A 25,977-nucleotide genomic window follows, 5' to 3' on the forward strand; every position below is an offset into this window, starting at 1 on the left:
GCTGTTTGTTGTCTATTGTGGTTCATGCTGCCAATATTCATGACACAAAAAGTGGAATATCTACCGCCAAACGAGCGCATGAACGGTATCCATCTATTCAGAAATTCTGCGCAGACGCCGGATATCGGGGCACCTTCGTTTCTGATTTGAAGGACCAGCTTGACCTTAATGTCGATATTTCAGAGAAAATCAAGCCCCACCAATGGGAAAGACTCCCTTGGCGCTGGGTAGTTGAACGCACCCTCTCCTGGCTCAATCATTCCAGACGTCTCAGTAAAGATTATGAGATATCCGTCTCATCTGCTGAGACTATCGTCAAAATTTCTCATTTCCATACCTTGCTTAAACGCTTATGAATACAGCTTCTAAGGGCGCGTTCCGGGCCAAGTTCCTCAACGGCGAACGGGTCAATTCGATGGCTCCCTTCGGCTATGTGAAACACCCTGACATCAAGAACAAGCTGATGATTGATGAAGAGACTGCCTGGATTGTCCGCAAGATTTTCGACCTTGCTTTTCATGGTATGGGTATGTCCAGAATTGCACAGACATTGACCCGCGAAAAGATTCCCTGCCCCGGCTGGTTCCAGTATACCCGAAACGGAGGCTGTGCCCGCTTTTTTGAGGGTCAGCCGGAAGAGAAAAAGTATATGTGGTCACTTCCCTATCTCAAGGTTCTGTTAAAAGATGAAACCTATATCGGTAACACGATTCACAACAGGTGGGGAACTGTATCTTACAAGAATAAGCGGATGGTTCGAACCCCGGATGAGAAGTGCCTGCGGATTGAGGGAACCCATGAAGCGATTATCACGCCGGATGTTTTTGAATCGGTGCAAAAGCAGATTGCCAGCCGCCGCCGAGAATGTAAGAATAAGAGGGTTCATATCTTTGCAGGACTCTTAAAGTGCCCTGACTGCGGCTGGGGGATGCGCTATGGTCTGAGTACTTCCAAGAAGCCGTATGGCTACTATATGTGCGGCAAGTATCGTGACTATCAGACCAGGGGATGTACCACGCACTATGTTCGCTATGATACGCTCTATGCGTATGTGTTGGCGAGAATCCAGCACTGGTCGGCAAGGGCCATTGAGGACGAGGAAAAGCTGCTGAACCAGCTTTTGAGCGCCGGGGATCGGGAGCGGAACGCTACTCAGAAAAAGCAAGTCGCAGAATTAAAGAAAGCCGAGAAGCGCAAAGCCGAGGTTGATGGGCTGTTTGCGAAACTCTATGAGGATTGGGCAGTTGGACGCATTACGGAGTACAACTTCAATATGCTCACCAGCAAGTACCAGACCGAGCAGGGCGAATTGGCAGAGAAAGTTGAGGCGCTGACTGCTGAGTTGGATACCGTAAAGCAGACGGAGAGCGACGCCCGAAAATGGATCGATCTCATCCAGCAGTACGCCAATCCCACCGAATTGACCGCCCCCCTGCTGAACACTCTGATTGAAAAGATTCTTGTCCACCAGAGCACCACGGGCGAGGACGGTGAGCAGGAACAGGAAATTGAGATTTTCTACCGCTTTATCGGCAAGATTGATTGAACACAGGATTTGTATCCTTAACAACTATACACAGAGGTCCTCTTTCGAGAGAAGGGTGTCCGGTTCATCGCCGTCGGCAACAGCGTGGACAGCGCAGACCGTAGTTCGGGAGAATTTGTGCCGTTTCTTAATATCGTAAACGAATGGTTTTTGCGAGATTGCAGCCGGAAACAGTGCGCGGCATATCAGGCCAGAGGACACGCTGGCAAGCCCACCACCAATCACGCGATCTACGGCTACCGGAAGGACCCGGAGGACAAGCACCACTGGCTGATCGATGAGGAGGCCGCTGCCGTTGTGCGGCGCATCTTTCATCTGAGCATGGAGGGACACGGCCCCCATGAGATTGCTAGCATCCTTCGGGATGATAGAATTGAGCGGCCCTCAGTCTATATGGGCAAGCGGGGGCAGGGAACGCAGCGGAACAGCTACGATGACAGCCGCCCCTATGACTGGAGCGGCACGTCTGTCTCGAATATCCTCGCCAAGCCGGAGTACATGGGGCATACGGTCAACTTTCGTTCCTATAAGGAATCATACAAAGATAAACACGCCATCAAGCGGCCTCCAGAGGAATGGACGGTTTTCGAGCATACCCATGAGGCCATTGTGGCCCCGGAGACTTGGAAACTGGCACAGCAGGTCAGAAAGACCGTCCACCGTACCGACACCACCGGGGAGGCCAACCCGCTGACCGGCCTGCTCTACTGCGCCGACTGCGGCGCAAAGATGTATAACCACCGGGGCCGGGCGCAGGCCAACAAAGAGAACCGGGGCAAAGACCCGGTAAGCGGCCTCTATCCCTATGACCACTACGACTGCTCCACCTACGTGCTGACATTTCGCCATTACCATCAGGAGTGCTTCGGCCACTACATCAGCACCAAGGCGCTCCGGGCGCTGATTCTGGATACAATCAGAACCGTCAGCGCCTATGCGATCACCAACGAGGCGGAGTTCATTGAGAAGGTCCGGGCGGCATCGGAGGTCCGGCAGGCCCAGGCCGCGAAGGACTTGAAGCGGAAACTCAACAAGGACCGCAAACGGTCTGGCGAGCTGAATGGGCTGATAAAGAAACTCTATGAATCCTACGCCACCGAAAAGATTTCGGAGAAGCGGTTTGAACTGTTGTCCAGCGAATATGAGCAGGAGCAGGAGACGTTGGAGGAATCCATCGCCAAGGCCCAGGCGGAGTTGAATGCTTTCGAGGCGGACACGACCAGGGTAGACCAGTTCCTGGCGCTGACGAAGAAATACACCGACTTCTCCGTACTGACCACACCGATGATCTACGAGTTCGTGGACAAGATCCTCGTCCACGCGCCGGATCGTTCCACTGGTGATCGCACCCAGGCGGTAGACATCTATCTGAAATTTATCGGCAAATTTGATGTCCCTCTGCCGGAGCCGACAGCGGAGGAATTGGCCGAGATGGAAAAGCAGCGGAAACAGCGGGCTTATTACCGCGAGCGCAGTAAGCGGCAACGGGAACGGGACAAGCAGAAGCATTCAAAAAGCGCATAACCCATTACGAGGGCTTGCCATGTGGCAGGCCCCCTTTTTGCTCTGTGAATTTCAATCCATGTGAAATCAGCGAACAAAACAGTATCAGCGTAACAATTTATCGTGAAAATACGCAACGCTGGACAGCGAATACAGTACGCTGCCCTCTGCTGGTATTTCGCCGTTTCACATAACATCACGCTGAATATTGAAATCCGATGTGCGCTCCCGTGACCTGGGCATGGTGAACAGGCTACCCGGTTCACTGGGGGTGCTTTCTATTTCTACGCCGGATGGCGAACACAATTTTGAAAAGGAGAACGATTTTTATGAATATCAGGAATGAAATCAAAGCCTACATTGTCCGGGAGGGCTTCACCATGAACGAGCTGGTGGAGAAGCTGGCCGAGCAGTACGGATGGAGCCCCAGCGTCCCCAATCTCTCCGACAAGCTGCGCCGGGAATCTCTGCGCTACAAGGAGGCCGTGGAACTGGCTGACGCTCTCGGTTACGACCTCGTTTGGCAGAAGCGGAGATAAGGGGGAGAGATCATGAAAGTTGCGATCAGTGAGATCAAAATAAACCCAGGGCGGCGTCCGGCCAACCTGGATGGGATCAACGAATTGGCACGGAGCATTTCCGAGATTGGACTACTCAATCCCATCACCATTGACCAGGAATATATCCTTGTCGCTGGCCTGCACCGTCTGGAAGCCGCAAAAATGTTAGGATGGACGGAGATTGAGTGTAACGTCTGTACCCTTGATGCCCTGCAAACGGAACTGGCTGAAATTGACGAGAATGTTGTGCGTACCGAACTGTCCGTGATAGAGTACGGTGAACTGCTGGAACGCCGGAAAGAGATTTATGAATCCCTCCACCCGGAGACGAAAGCGGGTCAAGCCCAGGCAGCGGGGATGAATCGGGCGATTGGGAACAACGTCAGCGACAAAATGTCGGTCACGTTGAGATCATTCGCCCAGGATACCGCCGACAAGCTGGGCGTATCGTCCCGGACGGTAGAACGAACCATTCAAATGATGAACGGCCTGACGGAAGATACACGGGAAGTCTTTCGCCATTTTCCCAATTATAAGCTCAATCAGAGCAATGCAATGAAACTCTCGCGTATGGAACCCGGCAAGCAGAAAACCACCGCTATCTTGCTGGCTTCCGGTCAGATTCGATCCTTGGACGAGTATCAACCCGTAGAGGTACGCGCCGCTTCAGGACACGCAAAATCGGCCCGGCAGCAGAAGGTGGAATTTTTGGAGAGCGTTGCGGACCTGAAGGACCCTACCAAAGATTGTAGGCAGTCGCCGGAAGCCTTTATTTTGGAATACAGCGCCTTCATTGAAAGAGTTCAGCGAGGTGTGGAGAGTTTCCATCTGCCCAATTATGAGGAAGTGCTTCCCAATCTTTCACAGGAACAGCTTCACACTTTGATGGGTTTGACTGATTCCTGCCGCAAAACACTGGAGGACTATCTCAGCTTTGTTAAGGAGGCCTGCGCCAATGTCTGAATGCGCCAAAGGCAAAAGCGGCGGCATCTATTTCAAAGTTACGGACGAGGAACGGAGGTTGATTGAGCAGAGGATGGCTCTGATGGGCGTTCACAACATGAGTGCCTATATTCGGAAGATGTGTATTGACGGCTACATTGTCCAATTGCAAATCAAGGAGCTGGACGAGTGTGCCAAGCTCCTGCGGTATACCTCCAACAATGTGAACCAGATCGCCCGCCGGGTCAATTCCGGCGGCGGTGTCTATCCTGACGAAGTGGATGAAATCTGCGGCAAGCTGACGGAGGCCAGCGGCCTGTTCGGCAGCATATTGGAACAACTATCGAAAATCAAATGACAGTCTGGTGGTGGGCGAAGATTTTTCGTCCACCACCATTTTCTTTTGAGGAGAGGTTTTGAAAATGGCAACAACACGCCTGATGCCCCTGCACAGTGGCAAGGGCCGGACCGTGGCCGAAGCCCTGGGCCGGGTGACGGACTATGTGAAGAATCCAGAGAAAACCAACAGCGGCGATTTGGTCACGGCCTACCACTGTAACCCGTCTATCGCTGACCAGGAGTTTCTATTTTCCAAACGGCAGTATGCCGCCATTACCGGCAGGGAACGGAAGGACAATGATGTGATCGCCTACCATCTGCGGCAGTCCTTCAAGCCGGGGGAGATTACACCGGAACTGGCGAACAAGATAGGCTATGATCTCGCTATGTCGCTGACCAAGGGCAATCATGCTTTTATCGTCTGCACCCATGTTGACAAGCACCACATTCACTCGCATATCGTGTTCAACTCGACCGCCATAGACTGCACCAGGAAATTCCGGAACTTCTGGCGCTCCTCATTCACAGTTCGGAGAATCTCCGATATGATGTGCCTGGAAAATGGGCTGTCGGTGATTGCGGAGCCGAAGCCCAGCCGGGGCAGTTACGGTACATGGCTGGGGGAGAGTAAGCCACCTACCATCCGGGGACAGTTGGAGCGGATGATCGACACCGCCCTCGGTCAAGGCTGTAAGGATTTTGACAGCTTCCTCGCCGATATAAAAGCGATGGGCGTGGAGGTAAAGCGGGGTAAGCAGCTGGCGTTCAAAATTCCCCACGGCAAGAGGTTCGTGCGCTGTGATTCCCTCCGCGCGGACTACTCCGAAGCGGCGATTATGGAGCGCATATCCGGCAAACGAATTGTCGCTCCCAAGGCAAGGACGGCGGTGAAGTCCAAGCCCAATTTGCTGATTGACATTCAAACGAAAATGCAGCAGGCCAACTCGCCCGGATTCGAGCGGTGGGCGAAGATTTTCAATCTCAAGGAGATGGCAAGGACGGTCATTTACTTGCAGGAAAACGGATTGACAGACCTCGGAGAATTGGAAAAAGCCTGTGATGCGGCAGTCCAGAAATTTAACGATTTGGGCGATCAGATGAAAGTCGCTGAACGGAGAATGAAAGACATTTCCGAACTGCAAAGGCAGATCGGTACCTACGGAAAAACACAGGAGATTTACGCGCAATATCGGAAATTGTCGGACAGGAAAAAGGAGAAATTTTATGAACAACATAGCAGTGAAATCACGGCTTGTCAAGCGGCGAAGCGGTACTTCAATTCACTTGGTTTGAAAAAGCTGCCCTCCATGCAATCGCTGAAACAGGAGTATGCCGTGTTGCAGGCTGAGAAGAAAAAACGGTATCCAGAGTACAGGCAGGCGAAGGAAAAAATGACAGAACTGCTCATAGTCAAAAACAACGTGGAGCGGATTTTGGGCCTGATGGAGAAAGAGAAAAATCGTGACCGCCAGCAGGGGGCGCGGTGATGATTTTTCCTTTCCCTGCGGGTAACAGCAGACGCCGAAGGCGGCTTAAAAGGACCGGCGCAACTGCGCCGGTCCTTACGGGGGCTTGGGGGCGGCAGCCACCAACAAGCGAGCGCCGGTATATACCGGCGCATTGCTTGCCACTACCACTACGCCACTACCACTACGATCAATTTTACACTAACTTTACAATACTTGTCTTTTGACTTTTACACAGCGGCAGTATTCTTCTCTCGTACCCAAAAGTTGAAAGGAGAGAATTTGAACATGAAAAAATTTGCAAGTCTTATGCTGGTTGCTGTGCTAGCCCTGTCGGTTATGGCGGGATGTTCACAGAAAACGTCCGGCACCGTCACCACCGACGGCTCCACCTCCATGGAAAAGGTAATCGGCGCGTTAGGCGAGGCATTCGAGGCGCAGAACAAAAATGTGACTTTTACCTACAACCCCACTGGCTCCGGCTCCGGCATCCAGGCGGTTTTGGAGGGGCGCTGCGACATCGGCCTCAGCAGCCGCGACCTGAAAACGGATGAATCCGCCCAGGGGCTGACCGGGACGGTGCTGGCCTATGACGGCATTGCGGTAATCGTCAACCCCGACAATCCCGTTTCTGATCTCGATGTAGATACCATCGCCAAAATATATATCGGCGAGATCACCAACTGGAAAGACGCGGGCGGACAGGATGCGGAGATCGTCCTGATTGGCCGGGAAGCGGGCAGCGGCACCAGGGACGGCTTTGAATCCATCACCGGCACATCGGACAACTGCCAATACCGCCAGGAGCTGACCTCTACCGGCGATGTGATCACCGCCGTGTCCCAGAACCCGGACGCCATCGGCTACGCCTCCCTCGCCTCCGTCAAGGACACCGTGCGGGCCGTCACAGTAGGCGGCGTAGCACCCACAGAGGATGCGGTGAAGGACGGCAGCTATGTCATTCAGCGGCCCTTTGTCCTGGTCACCAAGACGGACACGCCTCTTTCGGAACCGGCGCAGAAGTTTTTCGACTTCGCTATCTCCCCTGACGCGGCAGAACTGATTTCCAATGCGGGCGCTGTGGCGGCAAATTGACGATGCGTAGCAGAAAACAACTGGCGGAAAACGCCGTCCACGGGATATTTCTGATGCTGGGATTGGTTACGGTAGGCTGTGTCTTGCTGATTACCGTATATTTGGTGGTCTCCGGCATCCCTGCCATCCGGCAGATCGGGCTTGTGCCCTTTCTACTGGGTGACACCTGGGAATCTACCGCCGCACAGCCCTCATACGGCATCCTCCCGTTCATTCTCACCAGCATTTACGGCACAGCGGGCGCTATCCTGTTCGGTGTCCCGGTAGGATTTTTCGCGGCGGTTTATCTGGCGAAAATGGCCCCTGCAAATGTGAAAGCCGTTGCGGAATCCGCCGTCAGCCTCCTGGCGGGTATCCCCTCGGTGGTCTATGGCCTGGTGGGGATGCTGGTGCTTGTACCGGGTATCCGGGCGCTGTTCCATGTGCCGGACGGGGCCAGCCTGCTGGCGGCAATCATCGTCCTGTCGGTCATGATTCTGCCCTCCATCATCAAAGTATCCATTACCGCGCTGGAGGCAGTACCGAAAGAGTACGAGGACGCATCCCTGGCCCTCGGCGCGACCTCGATAGAAACCTATTTTCGGGTATCCGTCCCTGCGGCGCGAAGCGGCATCGCGGCGGCGGTGGTGCTGGGAGTAGGCCGGGCCATCGGGGAAGCTATGGCGGTGATGATGGTATCCGGCAACGCGGCAAATATGCCCTCACTGTTTGAAAGCGTCCGATTTCTTACCACGGCGGTATCCAGCGAAATGTCCTATTCCAGCGGCCTACAGAGGCAGGCGCTGTTCTCCATCGCCCTGGTGCTGTTTCTGTTCATCATGCTGATCAACGCCGTGTTGAATTTCTTCCTCAAGGGGCAAAAGGAGGGCTGATTATGCTGGACAGACCAATCTCCCCATCCCGGAGGGCCTATATCGGTGTAATGGGGCTGCTGTGCGCCCTGTCGGTGCTGCTGGTGTGCGCTCTGGCGTTGTTCCTCATAGGCTATGTGCTGGCTGCGGGCCTCCCCAACCTGACCTGGGAGCTGCTGACCACCAAGCCCAGCTACTTGTCGGACACCATCGGTATCCTGCCGGACATTTTGAACACCATCTACATCATCCTTGCCGCCCTGCTGATCGTCCTGCCTTTGGGGGCAGGGGCGGCGGTCTATCTGACCGAGTACGCCGCAAATAAGCGTCTGGTATCTGTCATCGAGTACGCGGCGGAAACCCTCTCCGGCATCCCGTCCATCATCTACGGCCTTGTGGGGATGCTGGTATTTACCGGCGTGTTGGGAACCTCTCTGCTGGCGGGTGCGCTGACGCTGGTTATCATGAACCTGCCCACCATCATGCGAACGACCCAGGAGAGCCTGAGAACTGTGCCCCAGAGCTACCGCGAGGGGGCCTTTGGCCTGGGGGCCGGGAAGTGGCGGGTCATCCGCACGGTGGTACTGCCCGGATGTGCGGACGGCATCATCACCGGCTGCATCCTGTCGGTGGGGCGCATTTTGGGTGAATCGGCGGCGCTGCTGTTTACGGCGGGCTTTGCCCATGCGCTGAACGGCTTTATTACCGGCCTGACCAGTCCGGGAGCCACCCTCACCGTGGCGCTGTACGTCTACGCAAAAGAGCAGGGAGAATTTGGCGTGGCATTTGCCATCGCCGCGATCCTGATGCTCCTGACGCTGGCGGTCAACCTGACTGCCGCCCTGGTGGGCCGCTGCTTCAAGAAAAGGAGGGCGTTATGAATCACGCGATCACCGCAAAAAATCTATGCCTGTGGTATGGCAGTACCCAGGCGTTGAAAAATATCAATATCCAAATCCCAGAAAAAAACATCACCGCCCTGATCGGCCCTTCCGGCTGCGGAAAGTCAACCTTTCTGAAAACGCTGAACCGCATGAATGACCTGATCCCCGGCGTCAGGATTACCGGGGAGGTGCAGTATCAGGATACGGACATTTTTGCCCCCAGCCTGGATGTGAACGCTCTGCGTAAGGAAATCGGCATGGTGTTCCAGAAGCCCAACCCCTTCCCCATGAGCATCTATGATAACATCGCCTACGGCCCCCGCACGCACGGCGTCAAAAACAAAGCCAAGCTGGATGAACTTGTGGAGCAGTCCCTCCGGGGGGCGGCCATTTGGGACGAGGTGAAAGACCGGCTGAAAAAGAACGCCCTGGGCCTGTCCGGGGGCCAGCAGCAGCGGCTTTGCATCGCCCGCGCCCTGGCCGTGGAGCCGAAGGTGCTGCTGATGGACGAACCCACCAGCGCCCTGGACCCTATTTCCACCTCTAAAATTGAGGAGCTTGCAATGCAGCTGAAAGAGCGGTACACTATTGTTATCGTGACCCACAACATGCAGCAGGCGGTGCGTATTTCAGACCGCACGGCGTTCTTCCTCTTGGGAGAGCTGATCGAGTATGACGAAACGGAAAAGCTGTTCTCTCAACCGGAGGATCAGCGGACCGAGGACTATATCACAGGGAGGTTTGGGTGATGCGGAGCAGATTTGACAGCCAGCTCGCCCTTCTGAATACGGAGCTGATCCAGATGGGCGCGCTGTGCGAGGAGGCCATCTCCAAGGCGGCGAAGGCGTTGGAGAATGGTGACAGCACGTTGGCGGAACAGGTCAAGCCATTGGAGGGCGGGATCGACCAGATGGAGCGGGATATTGAAACGCTGTGTCTGAAACTGCTGCTCCAGCAGCAGCCGGTGGCCCGCGACCTGCGGCAAATCTCCGCCGCCATGAAGATCATCACAGATATGGAGCGCATCGGAGATCAGGCCGCCGACATCGCGGAGATCATTCTGGCAATGCTGGCCCAGGGGTATGTGCCGGAGGATGTGGGCCATATCCGGGAAATGGCGGCGGAGGTCATCAAGATGGTCACGGAAAGCGTGGATTCCTACGTCCAGAAAGATACTGTCCGCGCCAAGCTGGTGATTGCCCATGATGACATTGTGGATCAATGCTTTGACCGGGTAAAACAGGTGCTGATCGGGAACATCGCGACAAACCCCGACTGCGGCGAACACGCCCTTGATCTGCTGATGATCGACAAATACCTAGAACGCATCGGAGATCACGCGGTCAATATCGCGGAATGGGTGATTTTTGCCGTGACCGGGGAACACAAAGGAGAAGCGCTATGATTTGGTGTGTAGAGGACGATGCCAGCATTCGGGAGATTGAGCTTTACACCCTGCGCTCCACCGGCTTCGAGGCCAGGGGCTTTGAGGACGGCGGAGCGTTCCTGGCGGCGCTGGAAACAGAGCGGCCGGAGCTTGTCATTCTGGATGTCATGCTGCCGGGAATGGACGGCGTGGAGTTGCTGCGGCGAATGAAAGCGGCGGCGCATCTTGCGAATATCCCAATCATCATGGCCACCGCCAAGGGCGCGGAGTACGACAAAATTCAAAGCCTGGATTTGGGCGCGGACGATTACCTGGTGAAACCCTTCGGTATGATGGAAATGGTGTCGCGGGTAAAAGCCGTCCTGCGCCGCTGCCAGCCAGCATCTCCGGCAAAGCAGTTGACAGCCGGTGGTCTGACGATGGATCTGGAAGAACGGACAGTTACCGCAGACGGAGCGCGTATCCCGCTTACCTACAAAGAATTTGAACTGCTCCGGCTGTTCCTTTCCCGCCCCGGTGTTGCGTTCACCAGAGAACAGCTTTTGTCCGATATTTGGGGCGTGGATTATGCCGGGGAAACGCGGACGGTGGATATGCACATCAAAACGCTCCGGCAGAAGCTGGGGGACTATGGCAGGATGATTGAAACGGTGCGGCATATCGGCTACCGGTTGGAGGCAAAGGCATGACAAAGAAAATCTTCCGTTCGATCCTGCTGGCGGCGGTTTCCGTTCTCCTGGCAAGCCTGGTGATCATCATGGGCTGTCTGTATGACTATTACAGAAACGTCCAGGAGAAACAACTGCGGGATGAACTCCGTCTGGCCTCCTATGGAGTAGAGGCGGACGGCTTGGATTACCTGGAGCAGTTGGCTTCCCCCTATCGATTCCCATCCACAGCAGATTTTCGTCTGACCTGGATCGCCGCTGACGGCGAAGTGCTGTTTGATACCCACGTCCCGGCGGCGGAGATGGAAAACCACGCGGGCCGGGCGGAGGTAAAAGAGGCCCTGGCCGAAGGTGAAAGCGACGGGGTCCGCTACTCGGAGACACTGACTGAACGGACGCTGTATTATGCACAGCGGCTGACGGACGGAACCATCCTGCGCATTTCCATCAGCCAGCTGACGGTGTTTGCTCTGGCAATGGGGATGCTTCAGCCGATTTTGCTGACTGCAATCCTGGCGGTCATTCTCTCCGCGCTGCTGGCCCGCCGGATGGCAAAGCGCATTGTTGCACCGCTGAACCGTCTGGATTTGGATAAGCCTTTGGAAAACGACGCCTATGAGGAATTATCTCCTCTCCTGGGACGCATCCACCAGCAGCACAGGCAGATCGAGGCGCAGCTCCGGGAATTGAGAAGGAAAACCGAGGAATTTGAGCAGATCACAGAAAACATGAGTGAGGGGCTTGTTCTGCTGGATGGGAAAGGCGTCGTTTTGAGCATTAATCCCGCTGCGAGGATGATCTTCCGTGCAGGCGGCTCCTGCGTTGGACAGGAATTTCTTGTGATAGACCGTGACCATACAATCAATCTTGCTATTCAGACCGCGCTGGAAGGGGGACATAGCGAAGTCCGCGCTGTGCGAAATGACCGGGAGTACCAATTTGACATCAGTCAGATCACGGCGGATGGTGCTGCGGCGGGAACGGTGCTGCTGGCCTTTGATGTTACGGAGCAGGCCGCCGCAGAACGCAGCCGCCGGGAGTTTACCGCCAACGTGTCCCACGAACTGAAAACCCCCTTGCAATCCATCATGGGCAGCGCCGAGTTGTTAGAGAACGGCCTTGTCAAGCAGGAGGATCTTCCGCAGTTCGTGGGCGTGATCCGCACAGAGGCGGCACGGCTGGTAACGCTGGTGGAGGACATCATCCACCTGTCGCAGCTGGACGAGGGAATCGCACCGGCAAAGGAAGAGGTAAACCTTCTGGAGCTTGCGGACAGCGCGGCCTCCGCTCTGCGGGAGCAGGCGGAGAAACGGCATATTTCCCTGTCCGCGACTGGCGAAAGCGCCAAGATAAGCGGAGTGCGGGGCTTCTTGTATGAAATGCTCTATAATCTGATTGATAATGCCATCAAATACAACATAGACGGCGGCAAGGTGGAAGTTACTGTTTTAACAGGTGATACTGCCGCAACTGTTTCCGTGAAAGATACCGGGATCGGCATCCCCCCGGAGTATCAGGCCAGGGTGTTTGAGCGGTTTTTCCGAGTGGACAAAAGCCGCTCCAAGGCCTCCGGCGGCACCGGGCTGGGGCTGTCGATTGTCAAGCATATTGCGCAGTACCATCATGCGGAAATCAGACTGCAAAGCGGAATTGGAAGAAGCGGAACCAATATTGAAGTCTTATTTGGCTTGAGTAAAGTGGGAGATTCTTGAAACTTTCCCTTGACAAAAGCTCTCTGAGGACAATGTGTCCGGCAAGCTGACGGATGAGCGTTTTATGAAGATGTCCCAGCGATATGATGAAGAACAGCAGCAGCTCAAAAAGGATATTGAGGAATTGCAGCGCCAGTGTGACAGGGAAAACGACCGGGCCTTCTGCAAGGAACAGTTTTTGAAAGCGGTGCGGAAGTTCATGGAGATGAAAACGCTGACGCCCACCATTCTGCATGAGCTTGTGGAGCGTATCGACGTGTACCAGACCAAAGGTAGGGGAAAGAACAGGACACAGCGCATCGTGATCCACTATAATTTCATCGGCGTCCTGGATTTGCCGGAGGTAGAGGAATACCCGGAGAACGTGGTGCTGGACAGCCGCCAGGGTGTGGCGATTGAGTATCTTGTCGGCAAGGCCGGGTAAAGAAAACGGAGCGGCCCGAAAGCCGCTCCACCGGGGCAGACCGCCCCATAGAAATAGCAAAGGAACAGCCTTTCGACTGTTCCTTTACATACGAGTGTTCAGTTGCGTTATGAACACTCGACATGGTGCGGGTAACAGGACTTGAACCTGCACAGCCTTGCGACCATTAGAACCTGAATCTAACGCGTCTGCCAATTCCGCCATACCCGCGAATCAATTTCGATTGTGTGGTTATTATAGCGTATCCATTTGTAAATGTCAAGCATTTTCAGAAATTTTCCCATCATAAAAATGTGAAACAAATTTCAATCAGGGGAAAATCCTTGCCTCACGCTTTTTATCCACTGTCAGCGGCAACAGGTTACAGAGATCCGAAAAAACACTTCCCAAACGATCCTCCGCTGAACAGCTGCAAAACCAAAAAATCGTTTGGGCGTGTCCTTGCTGAAGCAGTTTATAAAATAAGAAAACAGCATAGCACACATGCTATGCCGTTTCCAATCAGGCTGCTATTTCGCGTATTCGATCGCGCGGTTTTCCCGGATGCAGTGCACCTTGATCTGTCCCGGATAATCCAGCTCATTCTCGATCTTACGCACGATGTCGCGCGCCAGAATCGTCATCTGGTCGTCCGATACAACCTCAGGTTTCAGCATAATCCGTACCTCTCGTCCGGCCTGGATTGCAAAGCATTTATCCACGCCATCGAACGAATTGGCGATCTCCTCCAGCTTCTCGAGCCGCTTGATATAGTTTTCGAGATTCTCACGGCGTGCACCCGGACGCGCTGCCGAAATCGCGTCCGCCGCCTGTACAAGGCAGGCGACAACCGTTTTCGGCTCAACATCGTTGTGATGGGCTTCGATCGCGTGGATGACCTCCCCGCTCTCCTTATACTTTCTGGCCAGATCGACACCGATCTGCACATGCGACCCTTCGATCTCGTGGGTCATCGACTTACCGATATCGTGGATCAAACCAGCGCGGCGCGCCTGAGTCTCATCCGCGCCCAGCTCCGCTGCCATCATGCCCGCGAGCTGGGAAACCTCGATCGAATGGCTAAGTACATTCTGCCCATAGCTGGAGCGGTAACGCATCCGGCCGAGCAGCTTGACCAGCTCGGGATGCATCCCGTGGATACCGCATTCCATAACCGCGCGCTCGCCATCCTGCTTGATTTTGCCTTCGATCTCCCGGCGCGCCTTCTCGACCGTCTCCTCAATCCGCGCCGGATGGATCCGGCCGTCCTGAATCAGCCGCTCGAGCGATATTCTTGCAACCTCACGCTTCACCGCGTCGTGGCTCGACAGGGTGATTGCCTCCGGGGTATCGTCAATAATCAGGTCAACACCGGTGAGCGTCTCAAGGGTGCGGATATTGCGCCCTTCACGCCCGATGATCCGGCCCTTCATCTCGTCGCTCGGCAGCGGCACGACCGAAACCGTGATCTCCGCCACATAATCCGCCGCGCACCGGCCGACCGCAGCCGAAATGATCTCCCGGGCGCGCTGGTCGGACTCATCCTTGAGCTGCGCCTCAAACTGTGAGATTTTCAGCGCTTTCTCGTGGGTCAGTTCCCCTTCGAGGTTTGCCAGCAGGTAGTTTTTCGCCTGATCCGAGGTAAACCCGGAAATTTTTTCGAGCATCTCGACCTGATGCGATTTGATCTCTTCAGCCTGTTGCAGCTTGAGGTCGGCCTCCCGGAGCTTGTTCTGGATGAGCTCCTCTTTCTTTTCGAGGTTGTCGAGCTTTTTGTCGACCGACTCCTCCTTCTGCTGGATCCGCCGCTCGAGACGGGAAACCTCCGACCGGCGCTCCTTCATTTCCTTTTCGTTGTCCTGCTTGAGCCTGTAGATCTCGTCTTTCGCTTCTACAATGACTTCTTTCTTTTTGCTTTCTGAAGTTTTGATTGCGTCGCTGATCAACTTTTTGGCCTCTTCCTCTGCGGAACCGAGGGTGGCTTCCGCAGATTTCTTCCGATATTCCACGCCCAGGAAAAAGGCGATGACCGCACCAATTAAAAACGCAGCAATAACACAGACTGCAAATGGGATGATGCCTACCATCAGAAATGATTACCTCCTTTATTCAATTATCAATGTCCGCAACCTGCACAAAGGCAGAGGATATATTTTCGGTGGCGCCTGTATGGTTTCCACAAAAAGATGAAAAGCTACAGCCGCCATAAAACATGATGCATGACACTCTATATTCTATATAGAAAACCGGGAAATGTCAAGAAATTTATCTATTGACAAGCCTTTCGGCTGGTGATAGTATAGGAGCTGTGAAAGGCAGCTTTCAGACGATGCTGTCTGACTGCATCATCCCGAACAGAGCGCAAAAGTGCGATGAAAGGGGACGTCCACCGCTTATCAATGCGTCACAGAGAGGCATGGCAGTCCGCTGTGAGCTGTGCCGGCGTATGGCTGGGAGACGACCGCCCCTTGAGCGTGTGCGATGAGCACAACGGCTGACCCCGTTACCGGTCTGCGAGCGGCAGGTTTTCTGCAATTCGGGTGGAACCGTGGAGTTTTTGACTTCATCCCGTGGTATACTCGGGATGGAGCTTTTTTTTTCCTGCGCATGTTCTGGAGCGCAATGGCAATTTTTCGGAAAGGGGAAACAAAAGATGAAAGTAACATTAAAAGGCGGCGTGGTCCGGGAGTACGATGCCGGCACAACGGCTGCGGAGGTTGCCAAAAGCCTGGGAGCCGGGCTTTACAAAGCGGCCTGTGCTGCAAAAGTAAACGGCGAGCTGGCAGACCTGCGGACCGTCCTGAATGAGGACTGCGAGCTGGCAATCCTCACCTTTGATGACCCGGACGGCAAAAAAGCCTTCTGGCACACCGCAGCGCATGTGCTCGCGCAGGCAGTCATGCGGCTGTATCCCAACACCAAATATACCATTGGACCGGCGGTGGAAAACGGGTTCTATTACGATTTTGACGTTGAAAAACCGTTTACGACCGAGGACCTTGCCGCGATTGAAAAAGAGATGGCCAAGATCGTCAAGAGCGGTGTGGAGGTCAGCCGGTTCACCCTGCCGCTCGACGAGGCCAAGCAGCTGATGAGCAGCCAGCCGTACAAGCTCGAGCTGATGGAGAAGCACGCGGCAGAAGGCGGTGAGCTGAGTTTCTACAAACAGGGGGATTTCACCGACCTCTGTGCAGGCCCGCACCTGATGACCGTTTCACCGCTCAAGGCGGTCAAGCTGCTCCAGAGCACCGGCGCCTACTGGCATGGCGACAGCAATCTCCCGATGCTCTGCCGGGTTTATGGCATCGCGTTCCCCAAGGCGGGCGAGCTGGACGCCTACCTGACCATGCTGGAGGAGGCCAAAAAGCGTGACCACCGCAAGCTCGGGCGGGAGCTGGACCTGTTCGACCTCTATGAGGAAGGCCCCGGTTTCCCCTTCTTCTTCCCGAAAGGGATGATCCTTCGCAACCAGCTCGAAGCCTACTGGCGCGCCGAGCATACCCGGTGCGGTTATCACGAGATCCGCACCCCGATGATCCTGAGCGAGGAGCTGTGGCACCGCTCGGGGCACTGGGATCATTACAAGGACAACATGTACACCACCAAAATCGACGACCGGGATTTTGCGATCAAACCGATGAACTGCCCGGGCGGAATGCTGGTCTACAAACGCCGGATGCACTCCTACCGTGACCTGCCGCAGCGGATGGCCGAGCTTGGCGTGGTGCACCGCCACGAGCTTTCGGGCGCGCTGCATGGCCTGATGCGGGTACGCTGCTTTACGCAGGACGACGCGCATATCTTTATGACGCCCGAGCAGATCGAAGAGGAAATCCTCGGGGTCATGGAGCTGATCGACAGCTTCTACAATGTCTTCGGGTTCGAGTATATGCTTGAGCTTTCGACCCGTCCGGAGGATTCGATGGGCACCGACGAACAGTGGGAGACCGCAACCAACGCGTTGACCGCTGCCCTGAAAAAGAACGGCAAGGAATATATCATCAACGAAGGGGACGGCGCCTTCTACGGGCCGAAGATCGACTTCCACCTCAAGGACTCGATCGGACGCACCTGGCAGTGCGGCACCATCCAGCTCGACTTCCAGATGCCCGAGCGGTTCGACCTGACCTACACCGGCAAGGACGGTGAAAAACACCGTCCGGTGATGATCCACCGGGTTGTGTTCGGAAGCATCGAACGGTTTATCGGCATCCTGACCGAACATTTCGCGGGCGCATTCCCGCTCTGGCTCGCCCCGGTGCAGGCCAAGCTGCTGCCGGTCACCGACGAGCACAACGCCTATGCCGAGCAGGTCGCGGAGAAATTTACCGCTGCGGGCCTGCGGGTCGAGGTGGACAACCGCAATGAGAAGGTCGGCTACCGGATCCGTGAGGCCCAGCTCCAGAAGGTCCCCTACATGCTGGTCATCGGCGAGAAGGAGATCGAAGCGGGCGGTGTGGCCGTACGTTCCCGCCGCGATGGGGATAAAGGCGTCCTGCCGGTGGATGAGTTCCTCAAACTCGCACTCGAAGAGATCGAAACCAAAGCACGATGAGATGGCAGAGGTCTGGTTTCAGACCAAACCTCCGGGCGCAGAGCGCTCTCCTCGAGATTCGTCCGCCTTCTGCCCCGGCCCGCAGGGCGGCAAGCGGGGACCTTTTGCAAAAGAAAAAGCCTTCTCCAATTGGCCTGGCGGCATAAGTCATGCCGAAGGTTGATTGGGATAGGAATTTTAGCATTCTCTTTCCAATTAGGTTTCTGAAGCCGGATTATTAGAACCTGTATTCATAATCAGAGGATGCCGGATGGGCGAGGGATTTTGCTGCCCTGCAAGGCGAAAAAACGCAGACAATACTTTGTGTATTGCAAGATTTTTCAACGCGGCAGGCCGGCAAAAGACCCGCTCAGACGGTGTCGAATGGTTGTGAATACGGGTTCTTACAATGGTCAAAAAGAAAGGAAGCGATTTTTATGGCAAAAGCAACATTTACAGCCAAGGAAGGCGAGCAGGTTTTTGCACAGAAGGTAGCAGCGGACTGCTGGCGCCAGCCCGCGGTCATCGGCAAACGGCAGATCAGCGGAAGAGCCTATTTCACCGACCAGCGGGTGGTTTTTCTGGCCAGCGGGCTGGTTGGAACCGACAAGGTCAGCTGGGAGATCGCATTGAGCGACATCCAAACCGTCTCCCCCTGCCTGACCCCGCCGTTCTTCCCGTTCGGCGTCAAAATGATCCTGAAAAACGGTGACACCTATCTTCTGGGAATCATAGGGCGCAACAAATACGTCCAATGGATTTCGGAGCATCTTTCCTGATATATCCTGTCCGCGCGGCCGTTGGAACGGCCGCGCGGTTGTATTTTAGGGATGCCGGCTGGTTTATACACAGGTTATTCACAAAATGATGAAATTATCGCCATATCTCTCGTCGCATCTACACAAATCCCCCTGTAAATTTGCCGCAACGCTATCCAAAACCGCTAAACTTACCCCTCGCATACTTGCTAAAACTGTGTTTTTAAGATATAATTATATTCGAGTGATCTGAAAAGGCGTCTGTTTGCAGGCCCGCCTTTTCGGAATCCGGCAGAGTCTTGACAGAACGACCTCTCACCCCCCTGCCTGACGATATGCGGCAGAGCCGGGACTTCAAATGGAACCGCGTAATCGGCGGAACAGGCTCGGAAGGAGTTGATGCGCTTGAAAAAAGAGAGGGACGATGAACGTTACACCGGCGAACCGGAAAGCCCGCAGGAGCCTGGGCAGCCGAATCGCACGAGTGAGGAGAATACCCCGGAAAAAGGGGATCAGATAGAGAAAAAACGCGGCAACCCGATCAAGCGGGCATACTATTATTGTGTGAACCGCATCTATCGGTATCTGTATTTTGTCGGCATCCAGCTTCTGCGTTCCACCAGAACCCGGCGGCGGCATCTTTCTGTGCGGCTCTCCGGCCTTGGAAGATGGTTCCAGGCCCGGTTCCTCCGGCTCCGAAAGGAAACCCGCATCCACCTGCGCAACCTGCGGCACGAGCTTACCAGCCCGATCCGCGACCTCAAGGAAAAACGCCGGCGCTTCCGCGTGGAACTGGAAAATGCCAGGAAGTTCAGCGGCGAGGCCGGCGTCTACCGCAGCTATCTGCGTATGGCAGGTCTGCTCCTCACCGGGTTCTGGCGTGCAGCCGGCTTTGTCTTAAGCTATCTGGCGCCGCTCACCGCGCTCATCGCATTGGTGCTCCTGCTCCAATTTTTCAGCGGGCTGACCCTTGCGCTCAACCTCGTTTATGATGGGCGCGATCTCGGCTATATCGCGGACGAATCGGTCTTTACCCAGGCCGAAAACGAGATGAAAGCCCGTATCGTCAACGAACAGTACATAAAACCGGAAGACATCATCCCCCGGTTCCAGATCACCATTCTGAAAAAGGGCGGCAGTTTTCTGAATCCGGACGACTATATCACCGAAGACGATCTTCTGGAAGTGGACGAGCTTACCAACCTGCTGATCCGGGCCTCGGGCAACGAGCTGGAGGAAGCGGTGGGGCTTTATGTAGAAAACCGGTTTGTCAGTGCGGTGATGGACGGAGATGCGCTGCTTGACTATCTGGACAGTATGCGGGAACAGTACCGCACCAACGATATGAGCCGGGATGCCGAGATCAGCTTTATGAAGAAGATTCAGGTCAAAAAAGGCCTTTACCCAGTCTCCTCGGTCAAGCCGTTTGAACAGCTTGCCGAGATCCTCAGCAGTGAGGAGGAAGGCGAAAAACGGTACACCGTTATTGCGGGGGATACCCCCATTATGATTGCGGCCAAAAACGGCATCACCTTCCGGGAGCTGAAACGGCTCAACCCCGAAGTAGATATCAAACTCTTCCCGGGCGACAGCCTGCTGATCTCCAATTCGGTTCCGTATCTGGGCGTAAAGGTGATCCAGACCGAAATCTATGAGGAGGAGGTCGGCTACAAGATTGAGCAGCGGACCAATCCCAACCAGAATATCGGCTGGACCAGAACGGTCCAGGCTGGTGAAGCTGGAAAGGCCCGCGTGGTCGAGCAGGTTACCCTTGTGGACGGCGTGGAAACCGAGCGCAAAGAGATCGACCGTACCGTCCTCCAGCCGGCAGTCCCGCAGATCATCGAGGTCGGCGGAAATCAGCCGCTGGCGTTCATCCCGCAGGCGTCCGACAAACCGACGCCCGCCGGCACCTGGGGCTGGCCGACCGTGGTCGCCCGCATCGGCACCGGCTACGGCGGATATTACGGCCATACCGGCTCCGACCTCACCTGGAGCGGCTGCTACGGCTCTCCGGTTCTGGCCTCCCAGGCAGGTACCGTCGTGGTTGTCCGCCAGAGGTACTACGGTTACGGCTTCCACGTTCGTATCGACCATGGCGGCGGCGTGCAGACCCTATACGCCCATATGAGCCGGATCGACGTCGTGCCCGGCCAGCAGGTCCAGAAGGGCCAGCAGATCGGTCTGATCGGAAGCACCGGAAACAGCAGCGGACCGCATCTGCACTTCGAAATCCTGATCGGCGGTACACCGGTCAATGCGGCGCCCTACCTCTACGGGCAGAAATAAGAGCGTTGATCCCCCATCGGAAGGTCTCCGGTGGGGGATGCTTTTTGATAACGGATATCCAGATTCCAAACCGAATGCTCCGGCTCGGAAACCGGGCATTTGGGCTGGTGAAACAGCATTTTGTAAAATTCAGGGAACCCATGTCTGCGGTTTAGCGCAAAAAGCGCTTCAAAACTGGCTGCTAGCCGTTTTAAGGCCTGCTTTGGAAAAAATTCCTCCTATATTTTCATGGAAAAAGACAAAAAATTCCCTTTTAATTCGGCTGAGTTGGTGTTATAATAGATGCAGAGAAAAACTGCTGTTTGTTTCCCACATGGTGCGCGGAAGAACAGTCACATCTGCTGTTTCTGATGTCTGGCACCGTATTTCAAGTTGTCTGGAAAGCTGTTTCAACGGCTTTTTCCTGCCCTGATTTCGATTTCACATTAACATCACCTGGAATCCGTAAAGTGCGGCTGCTGCCCGCGGCTGCGGATTCTGGTTTTGCCTCGGTATTATGTGAGGTAAAATATTGGAGGTTTCATAAACTTGGAAAAATATGTTGTTGAAGGCGGGACCCGTCTGAAAGGCGAGGTCATCATTAGCGGCGCAAAAAATGCTGCTGTTGCGATCATTCCGGCCACTGTTCTGGCGCAGGGCAAATGCGTCATTGAAAATATTCCCAATATCAGCGATATTTCTGTCCTTTTCAAAATCCTGCGCTCGTTGGGCGCACAGGTGCGGGTGCTCGACCGCACCACTGTCGAGATCGACACCACCTATATCGGTGAGCCGGTCGTCCCTTACGAGCTGGCGCGGTATATGCGCGCTTCTTACTATCTGCTTGGTGCGCTGCTCGGCCGGTGCAACCGCGCAAGCGTCTCGATGCCGGGCGGCTGCAACTTCGGTGTGCGCCCGATCGACCAGCATATGAAGGGGTTTGAATCGCTGGGGGCAAAGGTTTCGATCGACAGCGGCATGATCAACACCCAGGCCGACCTGCTGCTCGGCGGGCACATCTATTTCGATGTGGTTTCGGTTGGGGCCACCATCAACGTCATGCTCGCGGCGGTCAAGGCGAAGGGGATCACTGTGCTCGAGAACTGCGCCAAGGAACCGCACATTGTCGATCTGGCGAACTGCCTCAATTCGATGGGTGCGGATATCCGCGGCGCCGGCACCGACGTCATTAAAATCCATGGGGTAGACATCCTGCATGGAACCACCTATCCGATCATCCCCGACCAGATCGAGGCTGGGACCTATATGGTCGCGGCGGCAGCCACCGGTGGGGACGTGCTGGTGAAAAACGTGATCCCCAAACATCTCGAAGCGATCAGCCAAAAGCTGGAAAAGGCGGGGGCGACAGTGATCGAATACGATGATTCGATCCGCGTGATCCGCGAAGGCGCGCTGAACAAGGTCAATGTCAAAACCATGCCGCATCCTGGGTTTCCCACCGATATGCAGCCCCAGATGACCGCTTTGCTCTCGCTTGCGCATGGTACAAGCATTGTGACCGAAGGGGTCTGGGACAACCGGTTCCGGTATGTGGATGAACTGCGCCGGATGGGCGCGATGATCCAGGTGGATGGAAAGGTTGCCGTTGTGGAAGGGACTGCCGGCCTCACCGGCGCACCGGTACGCGCGGTCGATCTCCGGGCGGGCGCGGCCGTACTGATCGCCGCAATGGCCGCCAAAGGGGTCACCGAGATCGAGAACATCGAACATGTTGAGCGCGGCTATGAGGATATTGTCGGCAAGCTGAGTGCACTCGGGGCAAACATCCGGAAAGTGGTGATCCCCGACCACGTGCTGAAAGCGGTGCTTTGAGATGGCGCGGTTTTGTACGCTGTTCAGCGGTTCAAACGGCAACAGCACCTATATCAGCGGATCGGATACCGCCCTGCTGGTCGATGCAGGACGCTCCTGCAAACAGCTTATGAGCGCGATGGATGCGCGCGGGATCGACCCGAAGTCTATCCAGGCGATCCTCATCACCCATGAGCACACCGACCATGTGAGCGGCCTGCGGGTGTTTCTAAAAAAAATAAAAGTCCCGGTTTACGCGGCACGTGAAGTGCTCGACCGGCTCTGTTGGGATAACATCTTCTCCCCGGAGCAGCCGCTTTTTGCGGTTGAGGATGGTGCACGATTTCAGGTGGGTGCCCTCGAGATCGAGAGTTTTGATACCCCGCATGACAGCGTGCACAGCCTGGGCTACCGGATCTCCACCCCTGACGGCCGCAGGCTGACCGTCGCGACCGATCTTGGCTACATAAGCGATCCTGTGCGGGAACGTCTCACCGGGAGCGATCTCGTTCTGATCGAATCCAATTACGACCAGCGGATGTTAAGCGTCTCCGACTATCCGTATCAGCTCAAAAAAAGGATCGCCTCGAACATCGGGCACCTTTCAAATGAGGACTGTTCTGGCGAACTGTCCCGCTTGGTGCGCACCGGGACCACCCGTCTGGTTTTGGGGCATCTCTCACAAAACAACAATCTTCCCGAACTGGCCTACCAGACCGCGCAGTGTTCCCTCTCGATGAGCGGTATGCAGGAAGGCCGGGATTATCTGTTGCAGGTCGCGTCGCGTTCCGGCCCGTCCGAAATGGTGGTACTGTGATTTCCCTACAGATCATCGCGGTCGGGAAACTCAAAGACGCCTGGATGCGGGAGGGCTGCGCTGAATACTGCAAACGTCTGGGGATGTGGAGCAGCGTCTCGGTCGTTGAGGTGGAGGAGTACCGTCTGCCCGACCATCCCTCCCCCGCCCAGATCGCCGAATGCGTGGAAAAGGAAGGGGAACGCATCCTCGCCAAACTCCCGAAGGGCGCGTGTACGGTCGCCATGTGCATCGAGGGGAAGACGATGTCCTCTGAACAGCTGGCGGCGTATCTGCAAAAAACAGCGGTCGATGGGGTTTCCACCTTCGCCTTGGTGATCGGCGGTTCCTATGGGCTTTCCGAGCGGGTCAAAGCGTCCGCTTCCCTGCGCCTTTCGATGTCTCCCATGACCTTCCCGCATCAGCTCGCGCGGGTCATGCTCCTGGAGCAGCTCTACCGGGCGCTTTCCATCAATGCCAACGCGAAATATCACAAATAGGCTCCGCCTTTCCGGGGCCTATTTTCCATTTGCGGGTCACCCATAGCCTCGAAGCGCCTTCCTTGCAGCAGGCCGGAGACATCCTTCTGAAATCCGGATGTTTCCACGCCAGTTCCTATTCTGCCATCTTGTTTTGACAGAGGGAAGTTGCTATAATGAGAAGAAAAGTCTTTTCGAACTCCAAAAGATAAATCAGGTGAGAAATATGGCAATTATCGGAATTGATCTCGGCACAACCAACAGTCTTGTCTCCGTCTGGAAGGACGGCAAAAGCGTTTTGATCCCCAATTCACTCGGCGGGTTCCTGACGCCGAGCGTCGTCAGCGTGGATGAGGATGGCTCCATCCTCGTGGGGAACGTCGCGAAAGAGCGGCTGATCTCCCATCCTGAGCGGAGCGCTGCTTCGTTCAAACGTCTGATGGGGACTTCCCGGAAACAGAATCTCGGCGGGCAGCAGTTCAGCCCCGAGGAGCTTTCCTCGTTTGTACTGCGCCGCCTGAAAGAGGATGCACAGGCCTATCTGGGGGAACCAGTCACCGAAGCGGTCATCAGCGTCCCGGCCTATTTCAACGACAACCAGCGGTTCGCCACCAAGGCCGCCGCGCGTCTGGCCGGCCTGCACGCCGAACGTCTCATCAATGAACCTTCGGCGGCAGCATTGGCGAGCCGTTTGAACAATACCGAAAAAGACCAGAGTTTCCTGGTCTTCGACTTCGGCGGCGGCACTCTCGACGTTTCGGTGGTCGACTGTTTTGACAATGTGATCGAAATTTCAGCGGTCGCCGGGGACAACCACCTCGGCGGAAATGACTTCGACCAGGCCATCGCCCGCTATTTCTGCCAGGAAAACGGGCTTGCATTTGATCTGCTCCCGTCTGTCAGGCAGGCAGCACTGCTCAAACAGGCGGAACTTTGCAAGCAGGCGCTCACCGAACAGCCGCAGGTGCTGCTGTTCCAGGAGGAGCAGGAGCAGAAGCATTCCCTGCTCCTCACCCGGGAGCTGCTTGTGCGGATCGCCGCGCCGCTCTTCCAGCGGATGAACAAGGTGATTGCCCGCGCGCTTTCCGACAGCGGCCGCTCGATCCGCGAGATCGACGAGGTTCTGCTGGTGGGAGGCTCGTGCAGGATGCCGGTGGTGCGCGCCTATCTCTCCCATATCCTCGGCATCGAGCCGGCAGAACTCGGCTCGCCCGATACGATCGTTGCGCAGGGGGTGGGGGTCTACGCCGGGATCAAGGCGCAGGATGGGGAAATCCGTGACATCATGATGACCGATGTCTGCCCGTTCACCCTTGGGATTGCCAGCTACAACGACGAAAAGGACACCCGGCCACATATGTCCCCGATGATCGAGCGCAACAGCGTTCTGCCCACCAGTGTGGAGCACTCGTTCTACACGCTGAGCGACAACCAGAAGGCAATCACTGTGCGGGTCTACCAGGGGGAGGCTTACTATACCGAGGCCAACCTCAAGCTCGGTGAGCTTGAGGTTGAGGTCCCGCCTGCCCCCAGAGGACAGGAGAGTGTTCAGGTGCGGTTTTCGTACGATATCAACGGGATTCTGGAGGTCGATGTACATAACAAAACCAATGGGGTCCACAAAAGCAAGGTAATCCTTGGGGAGAACACCCGGCTTTCAGAGAAGGAACTGCAAAAGCGGCTGTCCGAGCTGCAAAAACTGAAAATCCACCCGATGGACCGGGAGGAAAACCGGCTGGTCGTCGCCCGGGGGGAGCGCCTGTTTTCCGAGGCGGGCAGCGAGCTGCGCGAGCGGGTAGGGGCGTATCTCGCCTATTTCCAGCGCGCGCTCGACAGCCAGTCCCCCAGCCTGATCCATCATGCGCGGGAACAGGCCAACCGGTTCTTTGACTCGGTTGAACGGTATCTGTTTGATCATCAGGTTTTTCCCGGTCGCGACTATGAACCGTTTGACGAGGACGAGGAGGACTGATG

General features: G+C 55.5%; 24 protein-coding genes and 1 tRNA gene. 23 read left to right on the forward strand and 2 right to left on the reverse strand.

The genetic code is table 11. The annotated features are described in order from the left end of the window. The 15 genes from D5269_RS00005 to D5269_RS00075 all read left to right on the forward strand — a co-directional run. Positions 1-356, forward strand: a 356-nt coding sequence (locus D5269_RS00005; protein ID WP_166545109.1) for a transposase, incomplete at its 5' end; no start/stop codon positions are given. After that, a complete protein-coding gene (locus D5269_RS00010; protein ID WP_120481516.1) occupies positions 353-1,546 on the forward strand; it encodes a DUF4368 domain-containing protein in 1,194 nt (397 codons plus the stop codon). The genes D5269_RS00005 and D5269_RS00010, both read left to right, overlap by 4 nt. A gap of 117 nt (positions 1,547-1,663) precedes the next feature. Continuing rightward, positions 1,664-3,070 carry a DUF4368 domain-containing protein gene (locus tag D5269_RS00015; protein ID WP_347707276.1) on the forward strand — a complete coding sequence of 469 codons (1,407 nt, stop codon included), beginning with the start codon at positions 1,664-1,666 and terminating at the stop codon, positions 3,068-3,070. A 308-nt stretch (positions 3,071-3,378) separates the two neighbouring features. Next, positions 3,379-3,588: an LLM class flavin-dependent oxidoreductase gene (locus D5269_RS00020; protein WP_120481518.1), complete on the forward strand. Its 210-nt coding sequence runs from the start codon at positions 3,379-3,381 to the stop codon at positions 3,586-3,588. Between the two features lie 12 nt (positions 3,589-3,600). Further along, positions 3,601-4,572 carry a ParB N-terminal domain-containing protein gene (locus tag D5269_RS00025; RefSeq protein WP_120481519.1) on the forward strand — a complete coding sequence of 324 codons (972 nt, stop codon included), beginning with the start codon at positions 3,601-3,603 and terminating at the stop codon, positions 4,570-4,572. Further along, positions 4,565-4,909 carry a plasmid mobilization relaxosome protein MobC gene (gene mobC, locus D5269_RS00030; RefSeq protein WP_120481520.1) on the forward strand — a complete coding sequence of 115 codons (345 nt, stop codon included), beginning with the start codon at positions 4,565-4,567 and terminating at the stop codon, positions 4,907-4,909. Before D5269_RS00025 ends, mobC begins: the two co-directional genes overlap by 8 nt. A gap of 64 nt (positions 4,910-4,973) precedes the next feature. Beyond that, complete coding sequence (locus tag D5269_RS00035; protein WP_120481521.1) at positions 4,974-6,377, forward strand: relaxase/mobilization nuclease domain-containing protein; 1,404 nt, start codon at positions 4,974-4,976, stop codon at positions 6,375-6,377. Between the two features lie 267 nt (positions 6,378-6,644). Continuing rightward, on the forward strand, positions 6,645-7,451 hold the full coding sequence (locus D5269_RS00040) for a phosphate ABC transporter substrate-binding protein (RefSeq protein WP_120481522.1): 807 nt from the start codon (positions 6,645-6,647) through the stop codon (positions 7,449-7,451). Positions 7,452-7,453: 2 nt separating this feature from the next. Continuing rightward, positions 7,454-8,323: a phosphate ABC transporter permease subunit PstC gene (gene pstC, locus D5269_RS00045; RefSeq protein WP_120481523.1), complete on the forward strand. Its 870-nt coding sequence runs from the start codon at positions 7,454-7,456 to the stop codon at positions 8,321-8,323. Positions 8,324-8,325: 2 nt separating this feature from the next. Next, the gene (gene pstA / locus D5269_RS00050) at positions 8,326-9,183 is read left to right on the forward strand and encodes a phosphate ABC transporter permease PstA (protein WP_120481524.1); all 858 of its coding nucleotides are present in this window, start codon (positions 8,326-8,328) and stop codon (positions 9,181-9,183) included. After that, on the forward strand, positions 9,180-9,935 hold the full coding sequence (gene pstB, locus D5269_RS00055; RefSeq protein ID WP_120481525.1) for a phosphate ABC transporter ATP-binding protein PstB: 756 nt from the start codon (positions 9,180-9,182) through the stop codon (positions 9,933-9,935). The genes pstA and pstB overlap by 4 nt, the downstream gene beginning before the upstream one ends. Further along, positions 9,935-10,591, forward strand: a complete 657-nt coding sequence (phoU, locus tag D5269_RS00060; protein WP_120481526.1) for a phosphate signaling complex protein PhoU — start codon at positions 9,935-9,937, stop codon at positions 10,589-10,591. The genes pstB and phoU overlap by 1 nt, the downstream gene beginning before the upstream one ends. Continuing rightward, entirely contained in the window at positions 10,588-11,262 is a 675-nt protein-coding gene (locus tag D5269_RS00065; protein ID WP_120481527.1) for a response regulator transcription factor, read from the forward strand. Before phoU ends, D5269_RS00065 begins: the two co-directional genes overlap by 4 nt. Next, positions 11,259-12,953: an ATP-binding protein gene (locus tag D5269_RS00070; protein ID WP_120481528.1), complete on the forward strand. Its 1,695-nt coding sequence runs from the start codon at positions 11,259-11,261 to the stop codon at positions 12,951-12,953. The genes D5269_RS00065 and D5269_RS00070 overlap by 4 nt, the downstream gene beginning before the upstream one ends. Before the next feature lie 64 nt (positions 12,954-13,017). After that, a complete protein-coding gene (locus tag D5269_RS00075) occupies positions 13,018-13,377 on the forward strand; it encodes a DUF4368 domain-containing protein (protein ID WP_022788488.1) in 360 nt (119 codons plus the stop codon). 123 nt (positions 13,378-13,500) lie between these two features. Here the strand turns inward: D5269_RS00075 and D5269_RS00080 are convergent. Together D5269_RS00080 and rny are read right to left on the reverse strand one after the other, a co-directional pair. After that, a tRNA-Leu gene (locus D5269_RS00080) sits at positions 13,501-13,587 on the reverse strand. Positions 13,588-13,886: 299 nt separating this feature from the next. Further along, a complete protein-coding gene (gene rny, locus D5269_RS00085; RefSeq protein WP_016316573.1) occupies positions 13,887-15,443 on the reverse strand; it encodes a ribonuclease Y in 1,557 nt (518 codons plus the stop codon). Positions 15,444-16,009: 566 nt separating this feature from the next. Between rny and thrS the strand changes: the two genes are divergently transcribed. The 8 genes from thrS (at position 16,010) to D5269_RS00125 (ending at position 25,975) form a co-directional block, all read left to right on the forward strand. Next, positions 16,010-17,911 carry a threonine--tRNA ligase gene (thrS, locus tag D5269_RS00090; protein WP_120481638.1) on the forward strand — a complete coding sequence of 634 codons (1,902 nt, stop codon included), beginning with the start codon at positions 16,010-16,012 and terminating at the stop codon, positions 17,909-17,911. A 416-nt stretch (positions 17,912-18,327) separates the two neighbouring features. Next, positions 18,328-18,669: a hypothetical protein gene (locus D5269_RS00095; RefSeq protein WP_016316571.1), complete on the forward strand. Its 342-nt coding sequence runs from the start codon at positions 18,328-18,330 to the stop codon at positions 18,667-18,669. 384 nt (positions 18,670-19,053) lie between these two features. Further along, positions 19,054-20,937 (forward strand): M23 family metallopeptidase, encoded by a 1,884-nt coding sequence (locus D5269_RS00100; protein WP_158604792.1) that lies wholly within the window; start codon positions 19,054-19,056, stop codon positions 20,935-20,937. 37 nt (positions 20,938-20,974) lie between these two features. Next, positions 20,975-21,349: a hypothetical protein gene (locus tag D5269_RS00105; RefSeq protein ID WP_147407881.1), complete on the forward strand. Its 375-nt coding sequence runs from the start codon at positions 20,975-20,977 to the stop codon at positions 21,347-21,349. Positions 21,350-21,465: 116 nt separating this feature from the next. Further along, positions 21,466-22,749 (forward strand): UDP-N-acetylglucosamine 1-carboxyvinyltransferase, encoded by a 1,284-nt coding sequence (locus tag D5269_RS00110; RefSeq protein ID WP_016316569.1) that lies wholly within the window; start codon positions 21,466-21,468, stop codon positions 22,747-22,749. Between the two features lies 1 nt (position 22,750). Next, positions 22,751-23,545: an MBL fold metallo-hydrolase gene (locus D5269_RS00115; RefSeq protein WP_016316568.1), complete on the forward strand. Its 795-nt coding sequence runs from the start codon at positions 22,751-22,753 to the stop codon at positions 23,543-23,545. Next, entirely contained in the window at positions 23,542-24,024 is a 483-nt protein-coding gene (rlmH, locus tag D5269_RS00120; protein ID WP_120481530.1) for a 23S rRNA (pseudouridine(1915)-N(3))-methyltransferase RlmH, read from the forward strand. The genes D5269_RS00115 and rlmH overlap by 4 nt, the downstream gene beginning before the upstream one ends. Positions 24,025-24,229: 205 nt before the next feature. After that, positions 24,230-25,975: a molecular chaperone HscC gene (locus tag D5269_RS00125; RefSeq protein ID WP_120481640.1), complete on the forward strand. Its 1,746-nt coding sequence runs from the start codon at positions 24,230-24,232 to the stop codon at positions 25,973-25,975. The last annotated feature ends 2 nt before the right edge of the window (positions 25,976-25,977 follow it).

It is taken from the genome of Anaerotruncus sp. 1XD42-93 (assembly GCF_009917605.1).
Taxonomy (GTDB): Bacteria; Bacillota; Clostridia; order Oscillospirales; family Ruminococcaceae; genus Anaerotruncus.